This window comes from Arthrobacter sp. zg-Y40 (assembly GCF_020731535.1).
Taxonomy (GTDB): domain Bacteria; phylum Actinomycetota; class Actinomycetes; order Actinomycetales; family Micrococcaceae; genus Arthrobacter_B.
In genome coordinates this window covers 322,795-335,016 of the sequence record NZ_JAJFZS010000001.1, presented here as the reverse complement: position 1 = coordinate 335,016, position 12,222 = coordinate 322,795, and the positions used below count along the sequence as shown (strand labels likewise).

Below are 12,222 nucleotides of genomic sequence, written 5' to 3'. Positions count from 1 at the left end.
CGTGGCTCTTACTATTGGCATCGTCGGCCTGCCCAACGTCGGCAAATCAACCCTGTTCAATGCGCTGACCCGCAACAACGTGCTGGCGGCGAACTATCCGTTCGCCACCATCGAACCGAACGTCGGCGTCGTGTCCCTGCCGGATCCCCGTCTGGCCAAGCTGGCTGAAATTCACGGTTCCGCACGTATCCTCCCGGCCACCGTGTCCTTCGTGGACATCGCCGGGATCGTGAAGGGCGCCTCCGAAGGTGAAGGCCTGGGCAACCAGTTCCTCGCCAACATCCGTGAGGCCGAAGCCATTGCCCAGGTTATCCGCGTGTTCGATGACCCCGACGTCATCCACGTGGACGGCAAGGTGGACCCGCGCTCGGACATGGAAACCATCAACACCGAACTGATCCTCGCTGACCTGCAGACGCTGGAAAAGGCGATCCCGCGGGTGGAGAAGGAAGTGAAGATCAAGAAGCGCGATGCTGCGCAGCTGGCTGCCATGCAGGCCGCGCAGGCTGTGCTGGAGCGCGGCGACACGATCTTCTCCTCCGTGGCCAGCGACAAGCTGGACATGGAGCACCTGCGCGAGCTGAGCCTGCTCACGGCCAAGCCGTTCATCTACGTCTTCAACGTGGATGACGCCGTCCTGGGCAACCCGGAGCGCCAGGCCGAGCTGCGTGAACTGGTGGCACCGGCGGACGCCATCTTCCTCGACGCCAAGCTTGAAGCAGATCTGGTGGAGCTGGACGAAGAAGAAGCCCGCGAGATGCTCGAAATGAGCGGCCAGGAGGAATCCGGCCTGGACAAGCTTGCACGCGTCGGTTTCCACACTCTCGGCCTGCAGACCTACCTGACGGCAGGCCCTAAGGAAACCCGTGCCTGGACCATCCGCAAGGGTGACACCGCGCCTCAAGCTGCCGGCGTCATCCACTCCGACTTCCAGCGCGGCTTCATCAAGGCAGAAATCGTGTCCTTCGAAGACCTCGTTGACGCCGGCTCGATGGCTGAGGCCAAGTCCCGCGGCAAGGTCCGCATCGAAGGCAAGGAATACGTTATGGCCGACGGCGACGTGGTGGAGTTTAGGTTTAATGTATAGATTTTTCTTCTGAATCAATAGAAATGCCGTCCATCAAGAATGTGGGCGGCATTTTTATTGGGAAATGTGGGTCTAGCGCCCCTATCGAATAACAGGGCGGACTTACCCACGCCTGAGATCAAACCCGCGAGGAGCGCCGGGAAGGGATAACGTCGTATCCAAAGGCGACGATTCATTTGATCCTATCGGGGGAGACATTGTCTTCGTCGGATCGCGGCAGTCACATGGGTAGTTCTCCCCATCCCCGCCTATTGACGCCACCCATGAATCCCGTTTTGATAAGCACCGAGCGTACGACCGTACCGGCTCATCGGGGGGGGGATTCATGAAATTCGATATGCAAACGCCGATAGATCCTGTTCCGGCCCGGCCGGGCACAGGTGGTGGAGACGGCAACTTCGACGTCGACCCACCGGTTATCGCTTCCATCCTTTCCACTATTGATGCGGAAGCTCAGGCATATAACTCCTTCGCCGGACGCTGGCGGTAGCGGCGCAAGACATTTGTGAGGCGGCCAATGCCTGGCCGGTGGCAGCGGAGATGGACAGCGTGAATACTTTCGTGCTGCAGCGCTATGTGCGGATCATCGGTGCCAGGACAGGACAGAATATTGGTGCGGTAACCGACGTCGTCAACATCCTCGTCGCGGCGGACCAGCAAATGAGCGACACAGCCAAGAACAGTGCTGCCCAAGCCGCCCAGGACGGGATTGGTGATGACCCGCTGGCCGACCGGAACGCCCCCCGTCCGAGTCGGCCCCGGGCCCGGGGCAGTCCAGTGATCCGGCCAGTGCGGCGATAACAACGTTGATCCAGGACCGCCGCCCATGCACGTCTTTCCCGAGACAAAGGGATATTACTCATGAATGGCAAACATTCCAGAACGTATGGATCAACAGCTCGACACTTGGTTCGCCGAGAATGGTCAGTTCACTCGGCAGGCTAAAGCCATCGAGGATATTCCTAATGCTCGTCTAGAGTGGACTTTCGATGACGAAATCGTAGCAAGACGCTTTCTGGAAGAAGGGAGAGAGAACCCGCGGGCTAAGAAGATGTTGGAGATGGGGAAACTTGTGATCAAATGGACGCCAGCCCCCGGAAAAGGGATAGGTTGAGCATCGTGAAAACCGTATTCGAAGTATTCGGGTCCGAGAGCCGCCGCACCCATGTGAATCTCAATTGGGCGGGACGAGCCGAACCGGTGTCCGACACAGCGGACCGGTTATCAGCCACCATGGCGATGATCTCGAAGGGGACCGGTTTTTCGTGGTACCGCGACACGGAAGACTTGCAGAGCCGCAAATCGCACTTTGAGCTCGTACCTGCCGACAGCAAAAGCCTCAGCGGCTTGCTTGTGCCCGGCGATGAGCGCAACGAAGAGGCCGCTTCCTTTTTCATGAGCCTGTTCCGCGACCCGGCCACCCCCTCGGTCGCCACCTTGAGCGGCTCCGTGGGCTTACGAAATGACCAGGAAAATAATGTGAAGTTCCGTTTGGGGGAGGACTTTCCGATGGGGTCCCCTTCCGAGGCCGCCGTCTGGTTCCTTGATCTGGTGCGAATCTGGCAGCCGGACCGGGCTGTGCTTAACAACTCCGCGACCCAGATGGTTACTGGGCTTAGACGCAGTGCTTACCTCTCCTGGACATCTTCTAAAGCGTACGAAGAACCGAATAGCAATGCAGAGATTCATATTGAGTTTGGGGATGGTAGCCTCCGTGTAGCTCGGGCATGGACCGTTGAGGGCATTGGCGCTCTCGACAATGAGCTGAAGGATGCCGGCGCCCCCGAGTACGATGAGCGGCCGCCCGTTCAGGACCCGCCTGAGTTCCCTGACGGCTACCCGGCAGGCCTTGAAGTGTTGGATCGCGAGGTCATCTGGGCCAGATGATTCGGACCCGTATCGGTGCGCGGACCTCGGCACCTGCCGTTGGCCCGAAACCGCCTAGCCCACTTCATGAGGGCCTTCCATAGGGCCGAGGATCAACCTACTCTGCCGAAAGAGTGCTGCCACCTGCGGGATGGTTCCAGGTTCCGCTCTAAGTTTCGCCGCAACTCGAAGAAAGCCCTTCCCGGGTATCCCCGGGAAGGGCTTTCTTTTTCTTGGCTCTAGTGGGCGGCGCGGGTCTGTGCGACCGCCTCCTCGCTTTCAGCGTTCCGGTGCTGGGCCGCGGAAGCCGAGGTGGCAGTCCCGTCGCTGGTCCTCATTATCGGCGGCAGTGATGTACGCCAAGAGCTGCACCTTGACCGGCGTCGTGCGCCCGAGCTGGTTGTCCAAAGTGACCTTGTGCTGAGCGGCCAAGATCTGCCGGCGCAGCGCATTCACGATTCGTGCCTGCTTGTCACTGACCATGATGATCCTCCTCAGGGATATACCTAGGGGGTGAAAGTCCTCCACGTGCTGGCCAAGAGTAACTTTGCCGCGTTTCTTCTGCCATATGGTTGCCGGTCCGGGCGCTCGAACCGATCTCGTCTTCCTTTGGTTATGAACTGGGTCCCGAGGAAGTCGAAGGCCCGGCGGTGCAGGACCCTCCGAGCTTTCCGAATGGTTACCCCGCGGAACTGGATGGGCTGGATAGTGAGATTGTTTGGGGCAGCGGACCCAACGGATGAGTCAGGGGCGAGCTCGACGATGCCTTGAGGCAGGGCCCTCACTCCACATGATCGTAAGGTTATTCCGTGACGGAACGTGGTTGAATTTAGATTTAATGTATAAGGCTGGCTTGGTCTAGCTTGCGAGAAAGGCCCGGAATGCTTTGGCATTCCGGGCCTTTTCATGTGCGCGGTGTAGTGGGCCGTCAGAAAATACCTGTCCTAAGTCCGCTTTCGTAAATTGCATTGGTGTTGTCCGTTGAAGCGCAACTGATGATTTGTGGCGCCGAGGCGCAGTAACGCCGTTGTCTGCTCGCCATGGGTAGTTCTGCCCATCGCTAACCCTTGACCCTTGGCTCCTTTCCCGTTTTGATAGGGCCGTCAGCGGAGGCGATGGGGGAAGCCGTGAAATTCCAAGTACATACAGAGAGCGCCCCGTCAGGGTCGGCATCCGCGGATGGAAACTTCGATACGGATCCTGCCGCTGTCACCCATATTCTTCTGGACATCGATGCCCAGGGGGCTGAATTCTCGCCTCTCAGGTCCACACTTGTGGAGGACACCGTCGCTTTGGCCGACGCGTGTAAATCCGATGTGATCGCCGAGCAACTGCTCGCCTTAGCTGAGGAGCAGTTCCAGCACGGATTAGCCGATATCCAGGGACGGACCGGCAACGCCTTGAACGCCGTCGCCGAGGTACTGACGATCCTCCATTCCACAGATGCCCAGATGAGCGATACGGCACGGCAGGCAGCGGCCTCCGCTGCACAGGCAAAAGCGGACGATGATCCCTATGCCGCAGGTGAGACCGACCAGATGGTCGACGGCGCACCGGTGGCCGTGCGATGAGCGCCGTTCTGGACGTTGATGCTTTCCTTCAGATGCTTCCCGACACGGCGGTGCTGAGAACCCACTCGGAATCCGTCAAGACGGCTGGGGCGGAAGTGGAATCCGTTGCCGGTTCCGCGGGGCAGGCCTGGGGACGGCTGCAGGGCGGGGGCGTGTACTCCGCGCCGGGTCAGGAAACAGTCTTCTCGGCGTTCGCTCCGATCCTTACCAGGGCAGGTGACGTCTCAACTGCCGCGAGTGAGCTCTTCCTGGCCATAAAGTCCTATGCCGACGAGGTGGACGATATCCGCCGGCGTTTCGAGGCAGAAGTCCGTCCGGCAGCAGACGCTCTCGCGGCCGATACGGCGGGGGAGCACGTTACGGACTGGGACGACGACGGCGACCTGGTCGACCGTCACAACGCCATCATCTCGCAGATCAACAGGTTCGTAGGTGAGCTTGACGCCGCCCAACGCGCTTGTGCAAGGGCACTGGGCAGAGTCAGGTCCGGCAATAAGTGCGAACCGGCCGAACCGAACGGGGATCCTTTGGGTTTCGGTTTGGCCTACGGCAAGGGTGCGGGCGTTGTTCCGGCCGGCGCCGGCCCGATGACACCTGCACAACTGGATTCAGCCGCCGAAACCCCTGACGGGCTGCCGTGGGGGCGATTCGTTGAACGCGACTACGGCATCCACCCGTTCGCTAAAGGCGTCCTCGACCAGGCTTTGGCGCCGGTGGAAACCTACCAAACGTTCACTGGCAAGCGGGGGCCCGATGGCCATGATCACCGCTACCCAAGGGCTTTTCTTTACGTTGGGCTCCCTAACCGGCCGGAACACGGCCGCGGCGGAGAACAGGAAGCAGATGCTTCTTCAGATGGCCCAGGTGGACCTGTTGAAGACGGATCCCATGCGGGCTGCCGGACGCCTGACTTTCGATCTCGGTTCCCTGCTCATACCCAGTGGCGCCGTTGCGAAGGCCGGCTCCGCCGGCCGGCTGCCGGCGAAGGCAGGGCATGTTGAGCTGCCTGCGCCGCGTTTGGAAGTGACCGTACCGCCGGCGCCGGGGATACGGGCCGTCACGGAAGCACGCCCCGGACTGTTGGACCGACTGAACCAATGGGTGGACCACCATATTGTCAGGCCTGAGCCCGCCTATTCGGCGGGACGGTTCCGGGCCCCCGTCAGTTCGAGTTGGTCCACAACGAAGCACCTGACGGGAAGCCAGGGCCGGGCGGCGGAAACAGCGCCCCGGAGGGACCACCACAGTACGGTGTGCGGATCTCTGACCAGAGCAACCCGAACGGTCCAGGCCGCGACCCTGCCATGCAGCCAAGGTTGGGTGACAGCGAAAACGGTCCGGGGATTTGGGTGGATGAGTACTCGTCCTCGCGGGGTCGCGATTATCAAAAACACATAACTGGAGTGGACCACGTCGACGGCAGAGCACTGGAATACGTCGTGGAATATAACCACACCGACGGGAAAACAGGACTAGTTTCACGTAGACCGGTCAAGCTAGACGGTTACTACTGGGAGAAGGGACCACCGCCCACTCAGGTTTATCAAGAAGGCAAAGGCCGCTACGAGTGGATGGAGACTAGCTTCAAGGACGCCACTGTCTATCGATCCACACTGACAAACATGGCTGAGGGCCAGTTCAAGAACCAGGTCGACATGCTGATCCAGTCCGGAGGCAATACGCGCCTGGAATGGCATTTTCAGGAGCAAAAAGTAGCCGACGATTTCTTCGACCTTATAGCTCTGGACCCACGATTTCGATCGCTCGTCGACCAGGGAAGGATTGTCATCCAGTGGACACCGATGCCGTAAAACAGGATTCGAGTACATTGAAGTCCATGAAAACTATCCGTGAGGTCCTAGGGTCTGAGTGCCGTAAGCCGTTTATTTCACTCATCTGGGAAGGCAGGGATGAGTCTGCGCTGGAAGTTGCACGCAGGCTTGCCTCCTCTATGCGTCTGATCTCCGGCCACTTCCCTGCAGAGACCAACAAGTGGTATCCGCCCACGGACGATAATGGCGGCGGAGAGATTCCCGTCGAAGAGGATCCGGGGGCCCTTGAGAATCTTATAGAACCTACGTTCAACCACGTGTTCGAAGACAATTTCTTCCGATCTAGTACCTACCTTTTCCTGTTCGAGGATCCAGCGCAGCGATTGAACCCGGCCGCGAGTATCAACGTCGTTGCGGGGTTTAGAACACAAAACAGGGTCACAATCGAACTTCCGGAAAGTTTTCCGTTGGGTCCGCCGTCGGCTGCCGCACGCTTGTTCCTCGACCTGATGCGGATCTGGCAGCCAGACTCAGCTGAGTTTTCAACTATCTCAGCTGTCCGCGCAAGCATGGGCAAGGGCTATGCGTCGCACGCGGCCTACTTGGCTTGGGCCTCGGCGAAGGCGCAGCCTCCGGCCCCAGCAGCGGAGGGAGAGCTGGTGATCCCGTTCGGGGATGGGTGGCTTTATGTTGCCAAAAAATGGACTGTCCCAGCGATCGTGGCGCTACACCAGGAACTAAATCCGGGTAGGACCGACGCACCTAAGATTCAGGACACACCCAACTTTCCCGACGGTTACCCGGTACAACTGGACGGGCTAGATAGCGCGATTCTGTGGGGTAGCGAACCCAACGGATGAGGTAGGGGCGTGAGCTCAACGATGCCTTGAGAGACAAGATAAACGCAGTGCCTGGTGCTCAATCGAACGAGCCGCCCGCTCGGCGTTCCATCCAAAGGCATCCCCGTCGTAGGTTCGGTCCGTCGGGATGCTGGAGGGGCTTGGCTGCCTCGCACGGGGTTGCCAACTACGGCCGTCAACCGTTTTGCACTTGGTTACGGAACGTGGTGCAATTTTGTTTCAACGTCTAGATTCTTCACCTGAATCAATAGAAATGCCGCCCTCCGTGAAAACGTTAGAGGGCGGCATTTCTATATCGGGGGCAAGCTTTGATAAGTGTCTATTCCGGCAGGCGCCAGTCGGTTACCTTCGACTGCTTGCCGTCGATGCTTAGACCACCCACCAGTATTTCTCGCCCCGCTGGCACCCGAAAAACCTAGTTTAAACAAGGACGCGGTGCTGCGGGCATCTACCCTGCGAAATCAAAGGCGACGGTGATCTCGGGGTCGATGCTTGTGATGATTCCGGAGTAGAAGGACTTGGCCTGGTCTTTCAATTCTGCTTCATTTTCGCTGATGTACTTCTGCTTGTTCTCGTCACTGAGAATGTTGTTGATCATGCGAGTTTGAACGGCTGGCGGTGCCAGCCAGCTAAGCGCGTTGTTGCTCTCGAGGGCGTCCTCGAACACGGGATCGTCAAAGCCGATGCCGATGAATTCAGGGATAGTCACGCGAAATGACCCTGGGCCGGTGGGTTCGATCTTCACCTGTGACCCATCGATGCCTAGTTTCGCGTCGAACTTGTACTGGATCAGCGTCGTTTTCTCACTCGCGGGTATGGCCACGCCGAGTATCTCGCGATTTCTTTCGTCTCTCGCGAGACCCTCGATGTGAAGGCTCAGCAAGGCGACCTCTTGAATGCTCGTGACGGACTGAACCACCTGCGAATCGCGTTCGTTCGAACTGCTGGTGAACAGCGACTTGAGAGCGAGAGCGTTGAGTCCACCGAATGCGAAAGCGGCGCCCATTCCCGCGAGAACCAAGAAGGTGATCAGCAGGAGAGGCCAAAGCAGAACCCGTGCTTTGAAAAAGTTCATTACGATTAAGTCTCCAGTTTCGTTCGACGTCGAAACGCCTTCGGAATTCCGCGGTGTTGAATGGTCACAACAGATCGCCGCGTCAAGTCCCCTCGAACCATATACGCAAGCAGGAGTCGGCCTATTAAGGCGCGCCTTCCGACCTGGATATGCGCCTGCGAGCCGATGCGCACGTGTCGGGTGCCTTGAAGCCGGAGGTGGGCGGTTCCCTTGCCTCGCATTGCTCGTACGTGTCCAATGGCCGGCTGATCTGGGCGGCAGCAACGCTGGGGTCCGACTGGTCGCTCAGGATGCTGCCGGTCCAAACCTGCTGGTCCGCGTCTCAGAGCGTGAGCACGAATACGGACGCAGGATGGTCGGTCCCGGGCGTCGGACTCGACTGGCAGCTTCCAGAGGGCATTCGGCTAGGCAACGTAGTGGAGTTCCAGTTCAACGTCTAGCCCTTCGACGTCGAGCGAGCGAATCGAGACGAAACGGACGGAACTTTGTTCCAGGTCGGCACGGAGCGGATACGCCGAGTGATTCGTGCCCGGATGCATACCATCGGCGTATGAGCAGAATCGTGTGGTGGGAAATCGAAACGTCCGATCCAGAGGAGTTCATGCGGTTCCACTCGCAACTGTCGGGATGGTCGTTCGAGCCTGCCTTCGCTGGGACGGAGCTCGGCGCAGACTACTGGGTGATCCACGCTGACGGATCTGAGATCGGAGGCCTCCAGCGGGCGTCAACGCCTGCGACTTCTCCGGCTGCGGGTCCGCGCCTGTACCTAGCGGTCGACGACCTCGAGTCTGCGCTGGATCGAGTTGTTGCCCTGGGGGGCTCGGTGGAGCGTTCGCGTGTGGAGCTGGGTGGCGACGATCGCTGGTTCGGTATCTACTGCGATCCAACGGGTGTTTCCTTCGGCATGTGGACAGCAAATCCCCTGAGAGCGTGAGGCGCGAAAGACGCTGTTCCAGCTCATCGAGCGCATCAATGACGATCGTGAAGCTGTTGAGATTGTTTCCCCAAAGGGTAGTGCTGTCCTGATGCCAGCCGACGAGTATGCCGCTTGGCAGGAAACCGCGTATCTCTTCCGCTCGCCCGCCAACGCCCGCCGTCTGCTCGACTCCTACGAACGGGCACGCACAGGTCAGACCGAGGAGCACCCGCTCAACCAAGAGGACTGAAAGTCTTTATTGTTCCCGCAGCGGGGTACCGAAGGGGAGTCCGGCGCCGCTGCCGTGTCGTTGAGCGCGCGGAGGCCCCAATCCCTAGCCGCTCACCCCGAACGCCTTCCCTACTGCGGAATCGTCTTCGAGAATTTTGAGCATGCAGGCCGCCAGGTCCTTTCGAGGCACAGACCCCCGCAGCTTGTCCGGGTTCCCCACCTCGAGCGCCCGCCAGGTACCGGCGGGTTCCCTGTTGGTGAGGCCGGTTGGCCGCAGGATGGTCCAGTCCAACCCTGAGCCCGTCACCAGGGACTCCTGCTCATTGTGGTCAGCCAGCGGAGCGGCAAGCGCCACCCGGGTGATCAGTCCCAGTGGACCGGGCAGCTGGGATGACGAATTCCCCGCCCCCAACGAGGACTGGACCACGAGCCGCCGCACGCCGGCGTCCTGCATGGCCTTGATGACAGTTCCGGTCACTGCGGCACGCTGATGCTTCACGCCCCTTGCGCCGCCCACAGTTACGACGACGGCGTCGGCTCCGGTCACGGCGCCGGCAACTACGGCAGGGTCTGTTGCGTCACCGGCGACTGCACGGACGCCCGCAGGCGCGCCGCCGCTTCGCGAGAGGACAGTAACCTCGTGGCCGGCCTCCTGCGCCAGGGAAGCCAAATGGGCGCCGGTGCCATGGGATCCGCCCACAATGGTGATTTCCATAGGTCCTCAGTTCGGGATTCAGCGGGCGGGGGTGCTTCCCATCATCGGGCAAACATCGCGAGAGTCTCGCACTGAACAGCCCAATGTGACATGCCAACGCATGTATTACGCCGCCTGTATGCCAAATCGTTACCGGGAGGTTTTGCCGCACCTAAACCCAAGTGGGGAGCGCCTTTCGCGGCCCTCGGGCGGCACTTGGCGGCCCCGCCCCCGCAAAGCACCCCCTCTTTGTTACCGTCCGGAAACAAGTTGGGCTTATGCTTTTGGCTTTGTGAGTCGGTTCACCATTTGGCGGAGCCGCAACACCGGCGTCATTCACGCCGGAACCGAACAGAACTAGGAGGCGGAATGCGCGTCACACGCACTTCCAAAATGCTGAGCGTAGCGGCCGTTGCCGCACTTGCGCTGAGCGCCTGCGGTGGAGGATCCGACGAATCGGCCGAAGGCTCAGGTGAGACCGAGGGCAACAGCACCGCGATCATCACGGCCAACGGCACCGAACCGCAGAACCCGCTGATGCCGGTCAACACCAACGAAGTTGGCGGCGGACGCATCATGGACCTGCTCTTCGAAGGCCTCGTCAGCTACGACGCCGACGGCAACACTGTTAATGAACTCGCTGAGTCCATCGACACCGAAGATTCCCAGACGTACACCATCAAGGTGAAGGCTGACCAGAAGTTCACCAACGGCGAGGCCATCACGGCCAAGTCCTTCGTGGACGCCTGGAACTTTGGCGCAGCCGCCAAGAACGCCCAGCTGAACTCGTACTTCTTCGAGAGCATCGAAGGCTACGACGAGGTCAGCGCAGAAGGCGCTGAGGCCGACACCATGAGCGGCCTGACCGTTGTTGACGACAACACGTTCACTGTGAAGCTCAGCCAGCCCGAGTCCGACTTCCCGCAGCGCCTTGGCTACACGGCCTTCTTCCCGCTGCCGGCTGAAGCCGTCACGGATCCGGCCAAGTTCGGCGAGACTCCGGTCGGCAACGGCCCGTACATGCTCGCCGGCGACGACGCCTGGCAGCACGAGGTCCAGATCGAACTGGTCACGAACCCGGACTACACCGGAAGCCGCGTTCCGCAGAACGGCGGAGTGACCTTCAAGTTCTACTCCTCGTTCGACGCAGCTTACGCTGACCTGCAGTCCAACAACCTGGACATCCTGGACACCATGCCCAATGCTGCCCTGAAGACGTTCAAGACTGACCTGGGTGAAGGCCGCTACTCCGAAAAGGCGTACGCCGGCAACCAGACCATCACCATCCCCGGTTACCTGCCGGCGTTCTCCGGCGAAGCCGGCGAGCTGCGCCGCCAGGCCATCTCCATGGCCATCAACCGCGACCAGATCACCGATGTTGTCTTCTCCGGTTCGCGTGAGCCGGCCAAGGACTTCACCGCTCCGGTGATCGAGGGCTACAGCGACAGCATCCCCGGCAACGAGGTGCTCGAATTCAACGTGGAGAAGGCCAAGGAACTGTGGCAGAAGGCAGACAAGATCTCGCCGTGGCCCGCAGATGAAACCTTCACCATTGGCTACAACGCCGACGCAAACCACAAGGAATGGGTCGACGCCGTCGCCAACGGCCTGAAGAACAACCTCGGCATCAAGGCTGAAGGCAAGCCCTACGCAACGTTCAAGGAACTGCGCGCAGACGCTACCGCCAAGACCCTGAGCGGTGCCATCCGCACCGGCTGGCAGGCTGACTACCCGTCGCTGAACAACTTCCTCGGCCCGCTGTACGGCACCGGTGCAGGTTCCAACGACGGCGACTACTCGAGCGAAGAGTTCGACAAGCTGCTGGGCGAAGGCCTTGCCGCTTCCACTCCGGAAGACGGCGCAAAGATCTTCAACCAGGCACAGGAAGTCCTGCTCAAGGATCTCCCCGTCATCCCGCTGTGGTACCAGGTGGCACAGTCCGGCTGGAGCGAGAACGTGGATAACGTTGAGACCGGCTGGAACGGCGTTCCGGTTTACTACAACGTCACCGCCAAGTAGCAGAATCTAGACCGACCCAACCGGGACCCGGCCAAAAGGCCGGGTCCCGGTTTGTATTCGGGTTCTTACCCCCAAGAACAGGCATACAAAAAATGCGAGACCACAATCCCCACAAGCTGGCCGGAGGCCAC

14 protein-coding genes and 1 pseudogene are annotated in these 12,222 nt (G+C 60.1%); 12 read left to right on the top strand and 3 right to left on the bottom strand.

Features of this window, described 5'->3' with window-relative positions; translation table 11 throughout:
- Position 1 precedes the first annotated feature (1 nt).
- The 5 genes from ychF to LJ754_RS01495 all read left to right on the top strand — a co-directional run bounded on the left by ychF (position 2) and on the right by LJ754_RS01495 (position 2,974).
- Positions 2 to 1,087, top strand: a complete 1,086-nt coding sequence (gene ychF / locus LJ754_RS01515; protein ID WP_227925049.1) for a redox-regulated ATPase YchF — start codon at positions 2 to 4, stop codon at positions 1,085 to 1,087.
- Positions 1,088 to 1,412: 325 nt separating this feature from the next.
- Positions 1,413 to 1,577 carry a hypothetical protein gene (locus LJ754_RS01510; protein WP_227925048.1) on the top strand — a complete coding sequence of 55 codons (165 nt, stop codon included), beginning with the start codon at positions 1,413 to 1,415 and terminating at the stop codon, positions 1,575 to 1,577.
- 59 nt (positions 1,578 to 1,636) lie between these two features.
- On the top strand, positions 1,637 to 1,888 hold the full coding sequence (locus LJ754_RS01505) for a hypothetical protein (protein WP_227925047.1): 252 nt from the start codon (positions 1,637 to 1,639) through the stop codon (positions 1,886 to 1,888).
- 64 nt (positions 1,889 to 1,952) lie between these two features.
- Positions 1,953 to 2,201 (top strand): hypothetical protein, encoded by a 249-nt coding sequence (locus LJ754_RS01500; protein WP_227925046.1) that lies wholly within the window; start codon positions 1,953 to 1,955, stop codon positions 2,199 to 2,201.
- Positions 2,198 to 2,974 carry a hypothetical protein gene (locus LJ754_RS01495; protein WP_227925045.1) on the top strand — a complete coding sequence of 259 codons (777 nt, stop codon included), beginning with the start codon at positions 2,198 to 2,200 and terminating at the stop codon, positions 2,972 to 2,974. The genes LJ754_RS01500 and LJ754_RS01495 overlap by 4 nt, the downstream gene beginning before the upstream one ends.
- A 258-nt stretch (positions 2,975 to 3,232) precedes the next feature.
- On the opposite strand, the gene LJ754_RS01490 is transcribed toward LJ754_RS01495, so the two are convergent.
- Positions 3,233 to 3,436: a hypothetical protein gene (locus LJ754_RS01490; protein WP_227925044.1), complete on the bottom strand. Its 204-nt coding sequence runs from the start codon at positions 3,434 to 3,436 to the stop codon at positions 3,233 to 3,235.
- Between the two features lie 644 nt (positions 3,437 to 4,080).
- On the opposite strand from LJ754_RS01490, the gene LJ754_RS01485 reads away from it, so the two are divergent.
- The 4 genes from LJ754_RS01485 to LJ754_RS01470 all read left to right on the top strand — a co-directional run bounded on the left by LJ754_RS01485 (position 4,081) and on the right by LJ754_RS01470 (position 7,156).
- Positions 4,081 to 4,524, top strand: a complete 444-nt coding sequence (locus LJ754_RS01485; protein WP_227925043.1) for a DUF6507 family protein — start codon at positions 4,081 to 4,083, stop codon at positions 4,522 to 4,524.
- Positions 4,521 to 5,525 (top strand): hypothetical protein, encoded by a 1,005-nt coding sequence (locus LJ754_RS01480; protein WP_227925042.1) that lies wholly within the window; start codon positions 4,521 to 4,523, stop codon positions 5,523 to 5,525. The genes LJ754_RS01485 and LJ754_RS01480 overlap by 4 nt, the downstream gene beginning before the upstream one ends.
- A gap of 402 nt (positions 5,526 to 5,927) precedes the next feature.
- Positions 5,928 to 6,335, top strand: a complete 408-nt coding sequence (locus LJ754_RS01475) for a hypothetical protein (protein ID WP_227925041.1) — start codon at positions 5,928 to 5,930, stop codon at positions 6,333 to 6,335.
- Positions 6,317 to 7,156 (top strand): hypothetical protein, encoded by an 840-nt coding sequence (locus tag LJ754_RS01470; protein WP_227925040.1) that lies wholly within the window; start codon positions 6,317 to 6,319, stop codon positions 7,154 to 7,156. Before LJ754_RS01475 ends, LJ754_RS01470 begins: the two co-directional genes overlap by 19 nt.
- Positions 7,157 to 7,604: 448 nt before the next feature.
- Here the strand turns inward: LJ754_RS01470 and LJ754_RS01465 are convergent, their stop codons facing one another.
- Entirely contained in the window at positions 7,605 to 8,231 is a 627-nt protein-coding gene (locus LJ754_RS01465) for a hypothetical protein (protein ID WP_227925039.1), read from the bottom strand.
- A 550-nt stretch (positions 8,232 to 8,781) separates the two neighbouring features.
- Here LJ754_RS01465 and LJ754_RS01460 point away from each other — a divergent pair.
- Positions 8,782 to 9,165: a VOC family protein gene (locus LJ754_RS01460; protein ID WP_227925038.1), complete on the top strand. Its 384-nt coding sequence runs from the start codon at positions 8,782 to 8,784 to the stop codon at positions 9,163 to 9,165.
- A gap of 10 nt (positions 9,166 to 9,175) precedes the next feature.
- Positions 9,176 to 9,397: pseudogene (locus LJ754_RS01455) on the top strand (type II toxin-antitoxin system Phd/YefM family antitoxin); the annotation flags it as partial.
- An 84-nt stretch (positions 9,398 to 9,481) separates the two neighbouring features.
- Here LJ754_RS01455 and LJ754_RS01450 read toward each other — a convergent pair.
- Positions 9,482 to 10,093 carry an NAD(P)-dependent oxidoreductase gene (locus LJ754_RS01450; protein WP_227925037.1) on the bottom strand — a complete coding sequence of 204 codons (612 nt, stop codon included), beginning with the start codon at positions 10,091 to 10,093 and terminating at the stop codon, positions 9,482 to 9,484.
- Between the two features lie 348 nt (positions 10,094 to 10,441).
- Between LJ754_RS01450 and LJ754_RS01445 the strand changes: the two genes are divergently transcribed.
- Positions 10,442 to 12,091, top strand: a complete 1,650-nt coding sequence (locus LJ754_RS01445; protein ID WP_227925036.1) for a peptide ABC transporter substrate-binding protein — start codon at positions 10,442 to 10,444, stop codon at positions 12,089 to 12,091.
- Positions 12,092 to 12,222: the final 131 nt, after the last annotated feature.